Source organism: Lentzea californiensis, assembly GCF_024648825.1.
GTDB classification, from domain to species: Bacteria; Actinomycetota; Actinomycetes; order Mycobacteriales; family Pseudonocardiaceae; genus Lentzea; species Lentzea californiensis.
The window spans coordinates 35,148-53,138 of the sequence record NZ_JANBBE010000017.1; the positions used below are offsets into that span (position 1 = coordinate 35,148).

The following is a 17,991-nucleotide window of genomic DNA, read 5'->3' on the forward strand; positions in this document are numbered from 1 at the left end:
CCGGCACAGTGGTCATTTCAGCTGGTGGGAGTGACGTCGTCACAAGCTGTCGGTGTGCCTTCTTAGCGGCGCTACGAGATCCGGGTGACCGCCCCTGTCTGCTCGGTGCAGGAGCCGGGCGGCCACGTAGAACTGGGCGAGCACTCCGGCGTCGGTCGCCAGCACGTCAGCGAACGTGTCGCGCACTCGATCGGCGGTCTGCGGTACGAGAAGGCTGTAGCTGAGCAAGGTGGCCGCGTCTGTTCCGGCTGGACCGCGGCCCCACGATTCCCAGTCCAGCAGAGCGAACTCAGGGCCCATGAGGTTCGCCCAGTGCAGGTCGCCGTGCACTGTTTCCCATTGGCGCACAACGGGGTTCACCGAGTTTCCGAACTGCTGGTGCATGCGGCCGCTGACCAAGGCCTGGTCTGCGTTGACGCGGGCTGTCGGCATCGCCGCGATCGACCTGCTTGTTCTGCGTAGTCCGGCCCACCACTCGTCTGGGAGGACGGCCATGTGGCGCAGGACGTCGGTGCGGGAGCACGGCGCGCCTGGCATCAGGGTCATCAGTTCCGCGCGTTGGTGTCGTCCGTGTTCCCACTCGAAGATGTCGACGACTCGCGGCTTGGACAGGCCTGCGAAGGCGTTCGCTTCCAGATTTCCGGTCCAGAACTCGCCTTCGACCCACTGCCTGTCCTCCGAGACCACCCGTAGCCACATCGGCTTGCCGGGTCCTTGCACGGGCGCGCTGATCGATCTGTCCAGGCAGCCGAGCGAAGGTTCCCCGATGACGGTGAGTCTGAAGTGCGCCGCGGCGCGATCGAGGTTTTCGTGCATCCACACCCGGAACTGCGCGTCGGCCTTCCTGAGATGCGAGCTCAGCGCGTGGCCTCGGTGTCCGAGGACCGGTGAGTGGCCAGGTTGTTCTGACACTGGGTTCCTTCATCTTGGGCGGTCGGGCCTCCTCCGCTACTCGTTTTAGTGCTTGGACTTCCTCTAAGCGAGACGCCGCAAGGTCATTACGCCCTTCGAGTGCAGCCGGCCGGCGCTCGCGGTGAAGCGGTCGGTGACGGGGCGGCCAGGCGGGTGGCGTCGTGCGCGGTCGCAGCGGCGCCCAAGCATGCTGAACGCTGGCCTGCCGCTCCGTCTACCTGCGGGTTTCGGCTGGGTGGTGCGTGCCGCCGAAAATTGTCGGTGGTCGGCGCTAACGTTCCTCCTGTGCCGCCGGACCGGCGGATCGGCTTGCTCGGGGGCGAGGAGAGGGATCGTTGTCGGACTGGGAAAGTGCTAGTGCCGCGCGGGTGTTGCCGCCTGCGCGGCCGCGCAAGCTTTCGAAGGTGCCGTTCGTCGAGCTGGCGGACGGGCGGTTGCAGGGGGTGGTGTCCAGCGGGTCGGACATCGAGCGGGTGTACGTGTCTTCGGTCGCTGCGGGGAGTTACGACTTTGCGTGTAGTACCAACAACAATCGGCCGTGTGGTGGTGCGCGGGGGGCGTTCTGCAACCATATCCTCGCCCTCGTCACCGAAGCGGTGTTGCAGTACGGAGTGGAGCGGGTGGCCCGGTACCTGCGGGTGGACGCCGCCGGCATGGACGCGCAGGCCATCTACTCGATCATGATGGGGGCGCGGCCCTCGCAGGCGGACAGTGCTGCCGCGGCACAGGTCTTCAGCCGGTTCCTGCGCCATCTGGCCTATGTGGAGCTTCCCGCTACTACTGCTCCGCTGCCCGAGCTGCAGTGGTTTCCGCCTACCAGGGTGGTGGTGTGATGCGCGCCGATCTGCTGGCCGATCCCGTCGACGGGGTCGACGAGGTGCTGGTGGCCGTTGCCGGTGTCGATCAGGCGTTGGCCGCCGGGCTGTTGCGGCCGCAACCCGCGCAGGTCGCTGGGCTGGCCGTGCTGGCCGACGCGGTGGCTGGGTCTCCGCTGGGCGCCAGGGTTGCTGAGGCCGCTGAGAAGGCGGCGGCCGGTGCTGCGGGTGAGGAGCACTTCGTTTCCCTTGCGGTGGCTCGGATCGCGCTGCTCGGGTCGGTGCACGACGCGCTGATGGTGCGGGTGGGGCAGGCGACCGGACGGGCACCGGGCGACTCGAGCGGATCGGTGGCGGGTGGGGGTCAGGCCGAGAACCTGGTGCTGGCGGCCCGGTCCTGGCTGGCCGACCTGGCTCGCGCCGGGTGGCAGGGCATCGACCACGACCTGGTCTCCGGTGCCGAACCGGTGATCTCCGCGTTGTTGCCCGAACCTCGGTTGCGCCGGTTGGCCGCGTTGCTGGACGGGTTCGCGGCCGAGTTGGCTGCTTCTTGTCCCGGGTCTGCTTTGGAACGGATTCCGTCGCGCCGCTGGGGAGATCTGTGGTCGCGGGCGATGTTGCTGACGTTGCCCGGTGCGACGGAGGTGCCTGTTGGCACGGTGACCGGGCGGCTGTTGCCGTTGGGAGTGGACCTGCACGAGCACGCGACTGCCGCGCAGGCCCAGGTGCACGCGGTGTTCGAACCGGCTGACGGTGGCACGCCTCGTCTTGTGCGCGCCAGCGTGTCGGCGCCCAAGCCGGACACGATCATCGGTGCCGGGATCTGGCAGTTGCTGCGGCCGCACCTGTCGTTGCTGGCGGCCGTCAGCGAAGGCCGGTCCATGGAGCTCGCCGACATGCCGATCACCGGTGAGGGCGACCTGTTGTGGCGCGACGAGCACGCGAGGCTCGGTGAGCCGGCCGATCCGTTCGCCACCGCGCGGGTCGTGCTGCCGGCCGCCAGCGCGCTGCCGACGGCACCGCTGGACCGGCACCCTGCCCGCATCGCCGTGCCCGTTTTCCTGGAGGGCTATTTCGCGGAGCAAGCGGGGGAGGCGCTGACCTTCTCGCTCGCCGGGCAGCCCGTCGTCGTGGACACCGACCGGGTGCCGGCCGCCGGGCCGCTCACGCCGGAAGCGGTGGCGACGTCGAACGCCTGCATCGGCCTGGTGCGCTGGGACGCGGGTGTGTTCCGGGTCCAGCCGCTCGCAGTCGAGACCACGGTGCGCAAGAAGGTCGTGGCCCTGCACGCCGGTGCGTGGGCCGGTGGCGCGGTCGACAAGGCCGGTGTCAAGGCGGAGAAGGCCGCGACCGATGCCGCGACTGTGCTGCGTGAGCGTGCCGGAAGGTTGCTGCGCAAATGACCGACGCACAGGAGAACCGCCGGCAGGTCCTCTACTGGCGGTTGCTGTCCCGGCTGTTCGACCACGAGGAACAGTCCACCTTGGAGTCGGCGAGCCTGGCCGTGCTGCAGGACATCGGCTTGCCGCCCGCACTGCTCGACCCGCAGGCCGGTGTCGACTCGATCGTGCAGCGCCACCCCGGGCTCGCCGCCGAGTTCGAGAGCGTCATGGTTCCCGAGACGGGGGACGAACGCGACAAGGCGGCCGAGGTGCGGCGCGCCGCACTGGTGTCGAAGGTGCTGCTGAACGTCTTCGCCACCGGGTCCGGCACCGTCACGGCCGGGCAGCTGTCCCGGTGGCAGGCCGACGCCGGCTGGCTGGAACGTGCGCTGGGCTGCCAGCCGGGACAGCTGCGCGGTGGCGGCAGGCAGGCCTCCCCGACCGGCACCGGGACGGGCTCCGGCACGCCGGACCTGAGCAACCTGATCCCGCAGATCGGTCCCGAGCTCGGTGCTCTGGAGGCGGACCTGGTCAAGCGCATGCACCTGCGCGAGGTGCTCGCGGACCCGGCGCTGGCCGCCCAGCTCACGCCGAGCATGTCGCTGATCGAGCAGTTGTTGCGGGACAAGGACAACCTCTCCGGGGTGGCGCTGGCCAACGCCAAGTCGCTGATCCGCCGCTTCGTGGACGAGGTGGCCGAGGTGCTGCGCACGCAGGTGGAGAAGGCCTCCACCGGTGCGCTCGACCGGTCGGTGCCGCCGAAGCGGGTGTTCCGCAACCTCGACCTCGACCGCACGATCTGGAAGAACCTGACCAACTGGAGTCCCGCGGAGGAACGGCTCTACGTCGACCGCCTCTACTACCGGCACACCGCGCGCAAGACCACGCCGCAGCGGCTGATCGCGGTGGTGGACCAGTCCGGTTCCATGGTCGACTCGATGGTCAACTGCACCATCCTGGCCTCGATCTTCGCCGGGTTGCCCAGGGTGGACGTGCACCTGGTCGCCTACGACACCAGGGCGCTGGACCTGACCCCGTGGGTGGCGGACCCGTTCGAGACCCTGCTGCGCACCCAACTCGGTGGCGGTACCGACGGCACTGTGGCGATGGCGCTGACGCAGCCGAAGATCGCCGAGCCGCGCAACACCGTGGTGGTGTGGATCTCCGACTTCTACGAGTCCCAGTGCGAGCAGCTCTACGACTCGATGGCGGCGATCCACCGCTCCGGGGCCAGGTTCATCCCGGTCGGCTCGGTGACGAGCTCCGGCCGCGGCAGCGTGAACCCGTGGTTCCGCGAGCGGTTCAAGGACCTGGGCACGCCGGTGATCTCCGGCCACATCCGCAAGCTCGTCCACGAGCTCAAGACCTTCCTCACCACCTGACTTCCTCGCTGACTTCCCGAAAGGCACGACGAGAACATGTCCGACCTGTTGCGCGCCCCCGCCGAGCTCAAGTACGCCGAGGAACTGGACTGGCTGGAGGCCGCCGACGACAACCCCAAGCCGTTCTCCTGGCGGCTGTCGCCGAAGATGATCCGCCTGTTCGTCCTGGGCGCCGAGCGGTCCGACGGCCTGGACCGGGAGATCGCGCAGAAGTGGTTCGGCGACCGCAGCATCGTCGAACGCGCCATCGTCACGCTGGCGTCCGACCGCGGCCTGCTGCTCATCGGTGACCCCGGTACCGGCAAGAGCTGGCTGGCCGAGCTGCTCGCCGCCGCCATCTCCCGCAACTCCACCCAGGTGGTGCAGGGCACCGCCGGCACCACCGAGGACCACATCAAGTACTCGTGGAACGTGTCGATGGTGATCGCCAAGGGCCAGTCCCGCGAGTCGATGATCCCGTCGCCGATCATGAACGCGATGGAGACCGGCACCATCGGCCGGTTCGAGGAACTGACCCGCTCGACCAGCGACGTCCAGGACGCGCTGATCTCCATCCTGTCCGAGAAGTACGTCTCGGTGCCCGAGTTGGACAACGACAACATCGTGTTCGCCAAGCCCGGTTTCTCGATCATCGCCACCGCGAACAGCCGCGACCGCGGCGTCAACGACCTGTCCTCGGCGCTGAAGCGGCGGTTCAACTTCGTGCGCATCCCGGTGGTGACGAACAAGAAGAGCGAGGCCGAGATCGTCCGGTTCCGCACCGAGGAACTGCTGCGCAGGCACCAGATCGAGCTGGACGTGCCGCCGAACCTGCTGGACGTGCTGCTGCGCAGCTTCGCCGACCTGCGCGCGGCGTCGGCCGCGGCGGGCAGCGACGACGAGAAGCTGGAGTCCGCGCTGTCCACCGCGGAACAGATCGGTGTGCTGGAGGACGCCATCCTGCACAGCAACTTCTTCGGTGAGCGGGAGCTGACCGCGCGCTCGCTCGGCTCCTCGCTGGTGGGGTCGCTGTCGCGGCGGGCGCCCGAAGACCTGGCGATCATGAACAAGTACCTGCACGGGGTGGTCGAGCCGCGGGGCAAGGACGAGGGCGGGCTGTGGCCGGAGTTCCTGGCCGGCGGCCGCGACACGATCGCCACCCTCTCGTGAGCTTCGAGTCGCTGCGCACGCAGCTGCAGCAGGCCGCGACGACCTTCGCCGACGGGCCCGGTGCCCTGGAAGGCATCCTGCTCGGCATGGTCGACGACGTCGACCGCGCCGTCTCCGAACCACTGGAGATCTTCCCGGTCTGCCACCACTCCCCGGCCTCTGCGGTGGCCATGGCCCGCCGGTTGCGGGACAAGCAGCCCAAGGTCATCTACCTGGAGCTCTGCGAGGACATGGCGCCGCTGCTCACCGAGCTGCGCAACTGCCGTCTTCCCGTTGCGGTGCAGGCGTTCTCCAGCGAGGTCGACGGGTTCCCGGCCGAGTGGGCACCGCTGTCGGTGGTCGCCCCGATCACCGAGGCGTCCGCGGAGTACCAGGCGATCGCCTACGCGCTGGACACACCGGGGGTCGAGCTGGTCCTGGTGGACCGCTCCTCGGACCACGTGTTCCAGTGGCAGCCGCCGGAGACCGGGCCGACGGACGAGGACGCGCTGCACGGCGACGCGGTCGGCGTGGAGATCGGCGACCTGCGGCCGCGTTTCGCCGAACTGGAGGAGTACCTGCTGCACCACGGCAAGGTGCGGCACTGGTCGGAGTGGTGGCACCAGTACGTCGAGCTCCCGCTCGGCGGCAGCGACCACGACACGTACCGCCAGGTGATGTTCCTGATCGGCAGCCTGTTCCGGCGGCTCGCCCCCGGCGATCCGCGCCGGGTGCGGGTCGACGAGGACCGCGAGCGGTACATGTGGACGCGGATGCGCGAGCACCTGGCCGCCAGCGGCGCGGACCCCGCGGACTGCCTGTACGTCTGCGGCGCCTTCCACGCGGCCAGCCGGGTCGCGGAGTTCGGCGTCGGCGGGAGCGGCGGCTTCGTGATCAGCCCGCGCAGCGCTACGAAGTGGCAGCACGGCCTGATCCCGTCGAGCCACGCGGCGATCGAGGCGCAGTTCGGCCTCGCGGCGGGCTCGGTGTCCATCGCGGCCACCGAGTGGGCGAAGAACCTGCGGCGCACCAAGGTGACACCGTTCCAGCTCGCCGGCCAGGCCGGTGGGAAGAAGGCCCGCAAGCCCGCGGCGCTGCCCGGTCCGGCCGCGGAACTCACCGCCGCCGACCAGCTTTCCGGTTTCCTGCAACGGTCGCCGGTGCTGGACCGCCTCGACGAGGCCGAGCTGCTCGGCTGGTCCGTGGAGATCGTCCGCGCGGCCCGCCGCAACGGCTACCTGGCCTCCACCGCCGACGCCATCGCGGTCTTCGAGACCTCGATCCTGCTGGCGGGCATGCGCGACCGGGCCCGGCCGACGCCGTACGACTTCCAGGACGCCGCCGTCACCTGCATCGAGAAGGACGTCGTCCCGGGACGACGCGACGTCGGGCGCCTGGTCGAGATCATGATGGGCGGCGACCGCATCGGCCAGGTCGGCTACGACGCGCTGCCACCGCTGGCGCGCGACGTCCACGACCGCCTCGCCCCGCTCGACCTCAAGCTCCAGCAACGAGGCGTGCAGCGAGCCCTGCTCGACATCGTCTCCCGGCCGGAGCTCGAACCCTGCTCGAACCTGCTGTGGATGCTGCGCTACCTGCTGCCACGCGGCGCCGCCCGTCCGATCATGGGCGAGCGGAAGCTGGGCGAACGCCCGATCCAGGAGTCGTGGGACCTCGCCCTCGGCACCCATCAGCGGGCCCTCATCGAACTGGGCTACGAGGGCGTCAGCGTCGAACAGGTCGTGGAGCAACGCCTCCGCCGCAGCGCCTACGACCCGCAGGCCACCACCGCGGGCGTCCTCGAAGCCGTCGAGGACGCCATCCGCTACCTGCACAGCCCGCGCCTGGCGGGAGACCTGGGCACCCGGGCGCTGGAGGTGCTGGCCGGCGAACGCACGGTGGACGGCGCGCCGGAGGTCCTGCGCCGGTCCCGCCGCCTGCTCGCCTACTACCGCACGAACGAACCTGTTCTGCCGCAATGGATCGAGTCGTTCGTCCGCACCGGCTACGCCCACTACTGCACCCTGCTGCCGACGGCGTTCACCGACGAGGAGGCGGGCGTCGACCAGGTGGCCGCCATGCTCGGCTTCCTGTTCAGCATGGAGTCCCTGGCCCTGTCTCTGGGCTGCGACCGCACCCAGCTGGAACTCGCGGTGGCCCAGTCGCACCCGGAAGAGCCGTCGAAGGTGGCTCTGCTGTGGGCCGCGCAGGTCCACCTGGGCCGGCTGTCCCGGTCCGAACTGCGCGTCCGGTGCGACGACCTGCTGGGCAACCCGCTGTCGCTGCCGAGCTATCCGCGCTACCTGAGCGGTTTCGTGCACGCCCTCGACCCGGTGCCGAGCCTGGTGGACTTCGTGGTGGAGACCATGTCCACCGCGTTCGCCCGCTTACCGGACCCACTGCTGTTGCCGTGGCTGCCCAGCCTGATCAGCACCCTGCGTTCCCGCGGCGCGCAGTTCGTCCCGCTGCTCATCCGGGAGGCGGGCCGCCTGTTCCCCGGCCGGCTCCCGGCGCTCGACGAGTGGGTCCCGCCCTGGCTCGAGCAGCCCGCACCCGTTGCGGAGCGCACGAAGTCCGGCAACGGCCTCGCACTGCTGGCCGCCCACCCGGCGACCTGCGACGCGGTCGCGGAACTGCTGGGCTGCGGGGGTTCCTGGCAGGCCGCGCCGAACGGGGCGGTGCTGCTGAGCCGTCATCCGGACACCGCGGTGGCACTGGAGGCGCTGCTGGCCACCTGAGCCGCCGGGCAGGCACCCCCGCAGTTCAAGCCGGCTACGAGGTCACGGCCGGGTTTCGGGCGGGTTGGCCGACCGCCGTGGCCGGCTTCCGTGACCTGTGAGCCTTCGCTGGTGGCTCCACGAGCGTGGCGCGCTCGTACACGGCCATCGCCTCCTTCGCCAGCCGGCTGCGCGAGTACCGGCCCAGAACGCGGTCGCGGGCGGCGATGCCGAACTGCTCGCGCCGCGTTTCGTCCGCCAGCAACGCTTTCAGCGACTGCGCCAGCCGCCGGCTGTCCTGCGGCCCGATCAGCAGGCCGGTCACGTCCGGCAGCACGATGTCGCTGAGCGCACCGACCGCCGTCGCCACCACGGGGACACCGCAGGCCATCGCCTCGAGCGCGGCGCTGCCGTACCTGTCGGCGGCCGGTGCGCACACCGCGACGTCGGCCGACCTCAGCACCGCCGGCCTGTGGGTGCGCGGAACCGCGTTCGCGTCCACCAGCTCGACGTGATCCACAGTGGACACCACGGCGTCCACGGCCGAAGAACCGGTGCCGGAATCCAGTTCTCCGGTCACCGCTATGCGCATTCGTCCATCGTGGACGGCGGTCGGGCCGTCCGGGTCGAAGAAATCTGAGTTCACGCCACTGGGCACCACGGAAATACGGCTGCGTCGCACGCCCAGCTGCGACAGTTCCGCCGCTTCCGCCGAACTCGTCGCCGTGATCCACGCGGCTCGGCGTGCGATCAGCGCCTCGGCGTCGGAGCGCTGTTTCATCCCCGTCTCGCCGAGCCCGTGATAGGAGTGCACCACCGGTACCTGAAAGTGATGTGCGCCGATCACCGACACCAGCCCGGACGTCCAGTGGTGTGAGTGCACCACGTCCGGAGGACGCGCCCGCCACTGCTCGGCGAGGAACTCGGTGAAATCACCGAGGTGGTTCACGAGCTCGTTCTCCGCGAGTGCGCGGGCCGGTCCGCCGGGAACGTGCACGATGTCGTAACCGTCGCCGGAGCTGAGAGCCGCCGGCGCCGTGGAATCGTCGCGCCGGGTGTAGACGACCAGCTCATGTCCCGCGGCGCTCAATCCCGCGCACAGCTCCGCTACGTGCGCGCCCTGTCCCGCGCTTTCAGCGAGCGGTCCTGCCTGTACTGACACCATCGCTATTCGCATTCGCCCGGCCGCATCCTCGGTCTTCAGCTCGACTTCGAGCTGCCGGCTCAACTCGACCAGTTCCGGTGGTGAATAGCGACCGTATTGCCTCTCGGCGCTGGCGACAAGAGCGCGCGTCCGGCATAGCACATGCACGCACTGGTCCATAGCGCTGGTCGGCGTTCCGTTCCACGGTAGCGAAGTTCAGGTGAAGCGCTGGTCAGAGGCATGGCGAGCCTGGCGGGAGAGGTCCCGTCGACCGCCGAACTGAACTCTCCGCGCCGTCGCGAGGGTGGTGTGCATGTGCGATTCGAGGCTCTGCCGCAGGTCGGAACGGGCTTTCACCCTATAGCAGGATGCGGACGTGGAATACGCTGGTTCTGCGCTGCTCATGAGCTTGGAGAGTCCTAAACGCAGATATTCGAGCACCACCCGATGGTGTGACGCGAGGCTGGGGTGTTCACACCATCGCGTGATTGCGAATTTGTTCTTGTTCGATTGCTTGGATACGGTCCTGCTCGGACTTGCGGCTGGCGTGCTGCCGACGCAACCCTTTCTTGACAAGTCAAACAAGGAGATTTCTGTGCTGAAGAAGGCAGGGGCGGCCGTCGCTATCGCGGGCGCTTTCCTCGGTTTTGGTTCCACTGCGCTGGCCGATGCCCCTGAGCTGGACATCACGGACCAGGTCGGCCTTGTCGACCTGGAGGACTCCGAGGTGCTCAGCGATCTGAACGCCTGCTTCATCGACGTCAACGTCATCGCGGTGCCGGTGCTGTCGGACAACGACAGCGGCCTGTGCGCCAACCCCGACGACAAGTGACGTGAGACGGCGCACGCTGCGGTGGCGCGCCGTTCTTCCGATTGAGGGAGCGGAGTTCGGCAGAGGTTGCCGGCTCCGTTCCTCTTTTCGTCGCACGTGCAGATCTACGACTGACTCCTAGGAGAAATCGTCATGCTGAAGAAGGCTATTGCCGCAGCTGCTGTCGGCGCGGGTTTCCTGATGATGGGCACGCCCGCTTTCGCGACGCAGGGCGACGCGATGGACGACATGATGGAGCTCGCCTCGAAGTACGACCACGACCACCAGGTCGGCCTCGTGAACATGGAAGACTCCGAGCTGCTCAGCGACATCAACGTCTGCCACGTCGACGTGAACGTCATCGCTGTGCCGATCTTGTCCAACAACGACAGCGGAGCGTGCGCGAACCCCGACATCGAGATCGAGGAAGTGCACCACCACCACGAGGACGACTCGGACCGCTGACTCGCGGCACACCACGTGGCGTCGGCGACGCACTGGCTCCTACCGGTTGATCACTTCGGGGGCCGGTACGCCTGACACGACCCACGTGGTGGCGATGGTCCGGACGCGTCCGGACAACCCTGTTACTCCCGCGAAGCGCCCGGCTGCCACAAGCAGCCGGGCGCTTCGTGCATGTCCGGTTGTTGTTGTGACACAAGGGTTTCAGGCGTTGAACACGTCACCCGTTCTAGCGGTTTAGATGAGTTTTGACGTGATTTGTGATCTGGCCTCATCACCATTGTCCGCATGGTCAGGACGCCGATCTTCGACGAGCTCTACGCCAAGTACGTGGCCACACCCGCGAGAACTGCGGTGGCGCCGCAGACTCCGCAGTGGCCGGGTGAAACCGACGAGGTGCTCGCCGTGCCGAGCCACGCCGCGGCCGGTTCGCTCGATCCCGCCGGTCCGCCGAGCCACCGACGCCCGATGTAGCGAGCCGGGATGAAGCTCAAGCGGATCAGCCTGTTCTGCACGGCGCTCACGATGACGGCCGCCTCCACGGCGCCGGTGGCCGGCGCGGAGGTCCTGCCGCTCACCGAACGCCTGCGCGAAGCGGTCGTGGCGCAGAACTTCAGGGACGTCGTCGACCTGACCCCGCCGGAGCCCGGTGCGCCACCGGTGACGCAGCAGGAGTACGACGCTTCGCCCGCCGAACTGATGAGCCGGGCCCGGACGCGTTCCGGCGGCAGGCCGCTGCACCAGACCCCGAACCTGGACGTGGCGATCATCGGACTCGACCCGGCCGGCCGCCCGGCGGCGGTGGCGAACGTGCTGCTCAGCCCGCAGCACCCGAACGGCGTGGTCGTGCCGGTGCAACCCCAGGGGCTGTCGACCGACCAGGTTCGTTACCGCTGGTGGAACGACGCCGAATGGGACGTCAACGGCGGCGTGGGCACTCGGGACGTGCTGCCGGGCCGGGAACACGCGCCGATCGACTTCGCCTCGCCCTACCCGGCGTCGGTGCTCAAGCTGCTGGTGGGCTTCGGCGTGCTGCGGCTGGTGGACCTGGGCAGGATCAACCTCGACGCCGAGTACGTCTTCGACCCGAACCCGGCGCGTGCGGTGTGCGGCGGGCCGTCGGTGAAGACGGTCCGGCAGCACTTCGACGAGATGATCACGAAGTCCCAGAACGAGTCGACCTGCGCGCTGGTGAAGCTGCTGCACGACCTGAACGCGTGGGACGAGGTCAACCGGACGTTCGCGGACCTGGGGATGCCGACGCTGATGGTCACCGGGACGAATCCCGGCAACGGGGGTGCCTGGGGAGGCGCGAACATGAGCGGTCTCGACACCGCCAAGCTCCTGCTGCTGATCAACGGCGGCGCGGACGTGCTGTGGACGACGGCCGAGGGCAAGCCCGTCACCGCCGCCGAACTCTCGGCGTCGTCGCGGAAGTTCTTCCTGGACACGCTGGCGGGCCAGGGCCACAACGAGATGCTGTCCACTTCGAACTGGTGCGGGCGCGACTACCCGGTGCAGGGCATCCCGCAGCAGGTGCCGTCGCGCTGGATCGAACCGGACGGCACCGTGACCGTCGGCGACGCGATCTACGACCGTGACGTGCGTCCGTGCAACGACGCCGCCGAGGTGACGTTCGCGCACAAGACCGGCTGGACCGCCACCGCCGGTTCCGACGCGGGCATCGTGAAGTCGTTGCCCGGCAAGGGCAAGCGCGACTACATCGTCGTCGTGTTCGGCAACCTGGGCATGGACTACGCCGACGCCGCCCGCCCGGCCGACCCGCCCGGCGTGTTCCCCGTGCTGTACACGCAGAAGTACGCGCAGCTCGGCAAAGCGATCGACACCATCATGAAGACCCTCTGACCACAGAGGTCACGCCGTCAGCGGGCAGGGGATCAGGGCCCACACGGACTTGCCGACCGCGCGCTGGACCACGCCCCACTGCTTGGTCAGCTGGTTCACGATCAGCAGGCCGCGGCTGCGCACCGAGTCGGGTGAGAACGGTCGCAGCACAGGCGTCGCCGGGGACGCGTCCTCGACCGTGACCGTGACGACGCACGGCTCGCCCGACTTCCGCAGCCGGACGCGTGCCGGGAAGCGCGCGTGGTCGTAGACGTTCGACACGAGTTCCGTGACGACCAGCAGCACGTCGACGAGCTCGTCCTGGTGCAGGCCTGACAGGGAGGCCTCGGCCCACCGGCGCACCCTGCCGATGTCGGCCACGTCGCGGTCCAGCTCGTAAACATGTCCCGCATCAGAAGAGGGCTTGCCCTTCCTCACACCGCTCTCCTTTCGCGCCGTACCGCCGTGCGGTCCCGCCTGAGGTCTGCCTTGCGTCTGCAGTCCAGGGGTGCCCGCTCGGCGCGGTCGCGAACCGGCCGGCCCGATCATGCGAAGCTGGGACCGCACGACCTGTTGTCGTCCGTACGCGGTGAGCGGAGTGAAATGGCTGAGAGCAGCGGTTCGTCGATCCGCCTGCGTGTCCTCGACGCCGTCACGGACGGGGCGCTCAAGGAGTTCGACCTGGACAAACTCCTCGGAAACCTGCTGGAACGCACTCGTGAGCTGTTCGAGGTCGACACCGTCACCGTCCTGCTGGTGGACCGCGGCGGCACGCAGCTGGTGGCGAGGGCGACGTCGGGTCTGGAGGAGGAGGTCTTCCAGGGAGTGCGCGTGCCGGTCGGCAAGGGGTTCGCGGGCCGCGTGGCGCAGTTCCGGGAACCGCTGCAGATCGAGCACGTCGACGAGTCCACGGTGGTGAACCCGCTGCTGTGGGAGCACGGCCTGCGCGTGCTGCTCGGTGTGCCGATGATCGCGGAAGGCGAGCTCACCGGAGTCGTCCACGTGGGCAGCGCGACGGCACGCCGGTTCACCGACGAGGAGATCGAGGCGCTGCAGCTCGTAGCCGACCGCCTCGCGGTGGCGGTCTACGTGGACCGCACGCGCTCTGAACGCGCCGCGGCGGCGATGCTGCAGGAAAGCCTGCTGCCCGCACGGCTGCCGAGCACGGAGGGCTGGGAGCTCGCGGCCCGCTACGTCCCCGGCGCGGAAAGCGGTGTCGGCGGGGACTGGTACGACGTGTTCGAACTTCCCGGCGGGCGCATGGGCGTGGTGATCGGCGACGTCGCCGGCAACGGGCTGCGCGCCGCTGTCGTGATGGGACGGTTGAGGAGTGCACTGCGCGCCTACGCGCTGGAGTACCCGGATCCCGCCGAGGTGCTGCGCAAGCTGGACCGCAAGGCCAGCCACTTCGAACACGACACCATGGCCACCGTCGCCTACGCGGTCATCGACACCGCGGCCCACCGCATGAGCCTCGCCGTCGCAGGGCACCTGCCCCCGGTCCTCGCGGTGCCGGGGGAGGAGGCCCGGTTCGCCGGCGTCCACGTCGATCCGCCCATCGGGTTCGACCTCGGCATCACCGGCCGCCGCAGCCTCGACGTCGAGCTGCCGCGGGGGACCGTGGTCGTCCTCTACACCGACGGTCTCGTCGAACGCCGGGGACAGGACCTCGACGCCGGTCTGGAACTGCTGCGGCAGGCCGTCGCCCCGATGAGTCCCGAGGCGTTGTGCGGTCAGGTCATGGCCACGATGGTGGGCGACAAACCGGCGACCGACGACATCGCCCTGGTGGCGATCCGCTCCAGCGAGTGAGACGCCGCTGACAGCGATTCAGGGTTGAGGTTCGGTCGTACGGGCATCCCAGGGTGGATGTCGCACCTGAGACTCAGGTGTCGGGGAAGGACGACATGGGCACCGACGACAAGTTCGACGCCAAGGCCGACCAGCTCAAGGGCAAGGTCAAGGAAGGCGTCGGAGACGCGACCGACGACCCGGGCCTGCAGGCCGAGGGCCAGACCGACCAGTCGAAGGGCCACCTCAAGGAGGCGGCCGAGAAGGTCAAGGACGTCTTCAAGAAGTGACCTGCGTGACCCAGGAGGGGTGCGTGCATCAGCTGATGCACGCACCCCTCCTGGGTTTTCGGCTCGGTTAGGGTCGGGCCGTGGACCGAATCGCGGGATCGTTGTACGGGTTGGCTTTCGGGGACGCGCTCGGCAAGCCGACGGAGTTCCTGACCGTTGCGGAGATCGACCGGCGGTTCGGTCCTGCCGGGCCGGATGATCTGGTGGGCGATCCCGCACTGGTCACCGATGACACGCAGATGGCGCTCGCGGTCGCGTGGGCGTTGCACGATGTCGACCGGTACAGCGCTGAGACGCTCGAACCGCGGCTGCGGGAGCGGTTCGTGGCCTGGGCGCACAGCCCGGAGAACGACCGCGCGCCCGGGATGACGTGTCTGCGCGCGTGTGGCGGCCTGGCGGAGGGGTTGCCGTGGGTGGAAGCGACCATCGCGGGATCCAAGGGATGTGGCGCGAACATGCGCGTGACCCCGGTGGGTCTGGTGCCCGGCCTCGACCTCGACGTGCTCGCCGGGGTGTCGCAGCTGCAGGCCGCGATGACCCACGGTCATCCCACGGCGCTGGCCGCGTCCGAGCTCACCGCCTACGCGACGCGGCTGCTGGTCGACGGCGCAGACCTGGCCGACGTGCCCGCCGCGCTGCTGGCCCGGTGCGAGGAACGGCGCTCCGTCTACCTGGAGGAGTGGCTGGGAACGCTCTGGCAGGTGCCGGGGGCGACCACACCCGCCGACTTCATCGCCCGAGGCTGGGACGAGTGCGCCGGGGTGCTCGAGCGGCTGGTGGCGGTTCTCGCCCGGCCTGACGACGGCCTGGACGTGTGCCTCACCACCGGAGAGGGCTGGATCGCCGAGGAGGCGCTGGCGAGCGGTCTGCACTGCGCGATCCGGCACGCCGACGACCCGGTGCGGTGCCTGGTGCGGGGCGCTCGGACCAGTGGCGACTCCGATTCGATCGCCGCGCTGGGCGGAGCGTTCGCCGGTGCCGCACACGGTCTGGACGCCTGGCCGGCGGATTGGGTCGCACGCATCGAATACGCGGACCAGCTGACCGCGCTCACGAGCTGACCTGAGGCGCCGCGGGACGTCCCGGACATAACAAAGCCCGGCCGGATGGATCATCCGGCCGGGCTTCGGCAGTCCTGCGTGCCGCTCGCGGCAGAAGGGACTAGGCGGGGACGATGTTCTCCGCCTGCGGGCCCTTCTGGCCCTGCGTGATGTCGAAGGAGACCTTCTGGCCTTCCTGGAGCTCACGGAAGCCCTGAGCGGCAATGTTCGAGTAGTGGGCGAAGACGTCGGCGCCGCCACCGTCCTGCTCGATGAAGCCGAAGCCCTTTTCAGCGTTAAACCACTTGACGGTTCCGGTGGCCATGGTGCACTCCAAGCATGAATTTGGCGCCCGCACTGTGCGGGGCCGGGTCATCAGTCATGACCGAGGCCGTTGAACAGCAAAACGCCCGTGACCTGCGATCACGGGCGAACGGTACTTCGGGACCATGACTGATATGAGTACCGTACACCGGATGACCTTCGTCGTCGCATCGACACGTCCGAAGTCTTCGAACCTAGCCGTGGCGGCGCGTGCGGCAGTCGGTGAGAGTTGGCTGGTCATCGCGCGGATTGCCGTGTCGGCCGGCCGGCGCGGCGGCGTCGAATAAGTGACGAGCGTCACTTTCTGGTGGCTGCTGTGAGCCGGTTGCGGACTGTCCATTGTGCATGAATCGGATTGCCGGAACCCGTGTGAAGATCCGGGTAGCGTCGCGGCGATGACCCGGCCAGAACGCCCCGCGGCCCGCCCGGTGCGGCGGTCGCGCACGTGGTTCGTCTTCGGCGCCGTGCTGGTCGTGCTGATCTTCGCGTTGCTGGCGGTCGGCCAGGACGGGCCCGGTTCGGTCGTCGCCCCGCTGGTCATCGTCGCGCTGGCCGTCGCCACGGCCGCCTGGACGGTGATCCGCGCCCGGCGGCAACGGATCGAGTACGAGGCGCGCCTCACCTCGTGGGCCGCGGAACACGCGACGCACCACGAGCGGCTCAGGATCGCCAGAGAGCTGCACGACATCGTGTCCCACGGCCTCGGTCTCATCATCGTCCGAGCCACCGCCGCACGGCGCGTGTGCGGCGACGGGCGGGAGGCCGAACGCGACCAGGCGCTCGCCGACATCGAGCACGCGGGCCGGGACGCCGTCGCCGAACTGAGGCGCATGCTCACCCTGCTGCGCGACGGCCACGAACGCGACGCTCCGCTGCGGCCCGTGCAGAGCCTGGCGGACGTCCCGGCCGTCGTCGACGCCGCCCGCGCCACCGGCCTGCGGCCGAGCCTGGAGATCACCGGGCTCGGTACCGTCTCCCCCGGGGTGCAGGCGACCGCGTGCGCCGTCGTGCGGGAGGCGCTGGCCAACGCCGCGCGCTACGCCGGTCCGTCGGACGTCAGGATCAGACTGTGGTGCGAAGGGGACGTGGTCGTGGTGAGCGTGCGGGACGACGGGCCTGCCGGGCACTGGCGACCCGCGCGCGGTGCCGGGCACGGGCTGGCCGGGTTGCGGGAGCGGGTCGGCGCGCTGGGCGGAGAGCTCACCGCGGTGCCGGAGGGAAGCGGTTTCCACCTTACCGCCCGCCTGCCCGACGGGGGGCGCCGATGACCACCGCACCGGGCGCGGCACCGATCCGCGTGCTGCTCGCCGACGACCAGAAGTTGTTGCGGCACAGCCTGGCCATCATCATCGACGACTCGCCCGACCTGGAGGTCGTCGGTCAGGCAGAGGACGGTGTGCAGGCGCTGGCCAAGGCGCGGGAGCTGCGTCCCGACGTCGTGCTGATGGACATCCGGATGCCCGGCCAGGACGGCATCGTCACCACCCGCGAGATCACCGTCACGCCGGAGCTCGCCGGCACGAAGGTGCTGGTGCTGACCATGTTCGAGCTCGACGAGTACGTTCACGGCGCGCTGCGGGCCGGTGCGAGCGGCTTCCTGCTCAAGGACACCGAGCCGGACGAGCTGATCGCCGCGGTCCGGCGCACGCACGCGGGCGAATCCCTTTTCGCGCCAGCGGTTCTGACGCACCTGGTCGAGCACTACCTGGCCACACCACGACAGCACGCCGCGCCGCGGTCGAACGGGCTGACACAGCGCGAGGTCGAGGTCCTGACGTACCTGGGGCGTGGCCTGTCCAACACCGAGATCGCCGACACGCTGGTGATCTCGGTCAAGACGGTCAAGTCGCACGTCGGCCGGCTGCTGAGCAAGCTGTCCGCACGCGACCGCGCACAGCTCGTGATCTCGGCGTACGACCTGGGTCTGGTCGTGCCGCGGTCCTGAGCC

At 69.3% G+C, this 17,991-nt stretch carries 19 protein-coding genes; 15 read left to right on the forward strand and 4 right to left on the reverse strand.

Annotated features, from left to right (window positions below; translation table 11 throughout):
* Positions 1-39: 39 nt before the first annotated feature.
* Positions 40-699: an aminoglycoside phosphotransferase gene (locus LX88_RS39170; protein WP_258952805.1), complete on the reverse strand. Its 660-nt coding sequence runs from the start codon at positions 697-699 to the stop codon at positions 40-42.
* A gap of 617 nt (positions 700-1,316) precedes the next feature.
* On the opposite strand from LX88_RS39170, the gene LX88_RS39175 reads away from it, so the two are divergent.
* The 5 genes from LX88_RS39175 to LX88_RS39195 are packed head-to-tail and all read left to right on the forward strand — an operon-like array spanning position 1,317 to position 8,357.
* On the forward strand, positions 1,317-1,745 hold the full coding sequence (locus tag LX88_RS39175) for a hypothetical protein (RefSeq protein ID WP_258952806.1): 429 nt from the start codon (positions 1,317-1,319) through the stop codon (positions 1,743-1,745).
* Positions 1,745-3,130, forward strand: coding sequence for a hypothetical protein (locus tag LX88_RS39180; RefSeq protein ID WP_258952807.1), 1,386 nt, complete (start codon positions 1,745-1,747; stop codon positions 3,128-3,130). Before LX88_RS39175 ends, LX88_RS39180 begins: the two co-directional genes overlap by 1 nt.
* Positions 3,127-4,491: a VWA domain-containing protein gene (locus tag LX88_RS39185; RefSeq protein WP_258952808.1), complete on the forward strand. Its 1,365-nt coding sequence runs from the start codon at positions 3,127-3,129 to the stop codon at positions 4,489-4,491. Before LX88_RS39180 ends, LX88_RS39185 begins: the two co-directional genes overlap by 4 nt.
* Before the next feature lie 36 nt (positions 4,492-4,527).
* Complete coding sequence (locus tag LX88_RS39190; RefSeq protein ID WP_258952809.1) at positions 4,528-5,640, forward strand: ATP-binding protein; 1,113 nt, start codon at positions 4,528-4,530, stop codon at positions 5,638-5,640.
* Positions 5,637-8,357, forward strand: coding sequence for a DUF5682 family protein (locus LX88_RS39195; RefSeq protein ID WP_258952810.1), 2,721 nt, complete (start codon positions 5,637-5,639; stop codon positions 8,355-8,357). Before LX88_RS39190 ends, LX88_RS39195 begins: the two co-directional genes overlap by 4 nt.
* A gap of 34 nt (positions 8,358-8,391) precedes the next feature.
* Here the strand turns inward: LX88_RS39195 and LX88_RS39200 are convergent, their stop codons facing one another.
* Positions 8,392-9,660 carry a glycosyltransferase gene (locus LX88_RS39200; RefSeq protein WP_307791931.1) on the reverse strand — a complete coding sequence of 423 codons (1,269 nt, stop codon included), beginning with the start codon at positions 9,658-9,660 and terminating at the stop codon, positions 8,392-8,394.
* Positions 9,661-9,994: 334 nt separating this feature from the next.
* On the opposite strand from LX88_RS39200, the gene LX88_RS39205 reads away from it, so the two are divergent.
* From LX88_RS39205 to LX88_RS39220, 4 genes are all read left to right on the forward strand, one after another.
* Positions 9,995-10,312, forward strand: a complete 318-nt coding sequence (locus LX88_RS39205) for a hypothetical protein (protein ID WP_258952812.1) — start codon at positions 9,995-9,997, stop codon at positions 10,310-10,312.
* A 132-nt stretch (positions 10,313-10,444) separates the two neighbouring features.
* Positions 10,445-10,756, forward strand: a complete 312-nt coding sequence (locus LX88_RS39210; RefSeq protein ID WP_258952813.1) for a hypothetical protein — start codon at positions 10,445-10,447, stop codon at positions 10,754-10,756.
* A gap of 285 nt (positions 10,757-11,041) precedes the next feature.
* Entirely contained in the window at positions 11,042-11,227 is a 186-nt protein-coding gene (locus tag LX88_RS39215) for a hypothetical protein (protein ID WP_258952814.1), read from the forward strand.
* Positions 11,228-11,236: 9 nt separating this feature from the next.
* Positions 11,237-12,619, forward strand: coding sequence for a serine hydrolase (locus tag LX88_RS39220; protein ID WP_258952815.1), 1,383 nt, complete (start codon positions 11,237-11,239; stop codon positions 12,617-12,619).
* A gap of 9 nt (positions 12,620-12,628) precedes the next feature.
* On the opposite strand, the gene LX88_RS39225 is transcribed toward LX88_RS39220, so the two are convergent.
* The gene (locus tag LX88_RS39225) at positions 12,629-13,036 is read right to left on the reverse strand and encodes an ATP-binding protein (RefSeq protein ID WP_258952816.1); all 408 of its coding nucleotides are present in this window, start codon (positions 13,034-13,036) and stop codon (positions 12,629-12,631) included.
* Positions 13,037-13,201: 165 nt separating this feature from the next.
* Between LX88_RS39225 and LX88_RS39230 the strand changes: the two genes are divergently transcribed.
* The 3 genes from LX88_RS39230 to LX88_RS39240 all read left to right on the forward strand — a co-directional run bounded on the left by LX88_RS39230 (position 13,202) and on the right by LX88_RS39240 (position 15,740).
* On the forward strand, positions 13,202-14,410 hold the full coding sequence (locus LX88_RS39230) for a PP2C family protein-serine/threonine phosphatase (RefSeq protein WP_258952817.1): 1,209 nt from the start codon (positions 13,202-13,204) through the stop codon (positions 14,408-14,410).
* Between the two features lie 95 nt (positions 14,411-14,505).
* Positions 14,506-14,679, forward strand: coding sequence for a CsbD family protein (locus tag LX88_RS39235; RefSeq protein ID WP_258952818.1), 174 nt, complete (start codon positions 14,506-14,508; stop codon positions 14,677-14,679).
* A gap of 80 nt (positions 14,680-14,759) precedes the next feature.
* Positions 14,760-15,740, forward strand: a complete 981-nt coding sequence (locus LX88_RS39240; protein WP_258952819.1) for an ADP-ribosylglycohydrolase family protein — start codon at positions 14,760-14,762, stop codon at positions 15,738-15,740.
* Positions 15,741-15,840: 100 nt separating this feature from the next.
* On the opposite strand, the gene LX88_RS39245 is transcribed toward LX88_RS39240, so the two are convergent.
* The gene (locus LX88_RS39245; protein ID WP_030475722.1) at positions 15,841-16,044 is read right to left on the reverse strand and encodes a cold-shock protein; all 204 of its coding nucleotides are present in this window, start codon (positions 16,042-16,044) and stop codon (positions 15,841-15,843) included.
* Between the two features lie 151 nt (positions 16,045-16,195).
* On the opposite strand from LX88_RS39245, the gene LX88_RS39250 reads away from it, so the two are divergent.
* From LX88_RS39250 to LX88_RS39260, 3 genes are all read left to right on the forward strand, one after another.
* Positions 16,196-16,330, forward strand: a complete 135-nt coding sequence (locus tag LX88_RS39250) for a hypothetical protein (protein WP_258952820.1) — start codon at positions 16,196-16,198, stop codon at positions 16,328-16,330.
* A gap of 108 nt (positions 16,331-16,438) precedes the next feature.
* The gene (locus tag LX88_RS39255; protein WP_258952821.1) at positions 16,439-17,311 is read left to right on the forward strand and encodes a sensor histidine kinase; all 873 of its coding nucleotides are present in this window, start codon (positions 16,439-16,441) and stop codon (positions 17,309-17,311) included.
* Positions 17,308-17,988, forward strand: coding sequence for a response regulator (locus LX88_RS39260; RefSeq protein WP_258952822.1), 681 nt, complete (start codon positions 17,308-17,310; stop codon positions 17,986-17,988). Before LX88_RS39255 ends, LX88_RS39260 begins: the two co-directional genes overlap by 4 nt.
* Positions 17,989-17,991 lie beyond the last annotated feature (3 nt).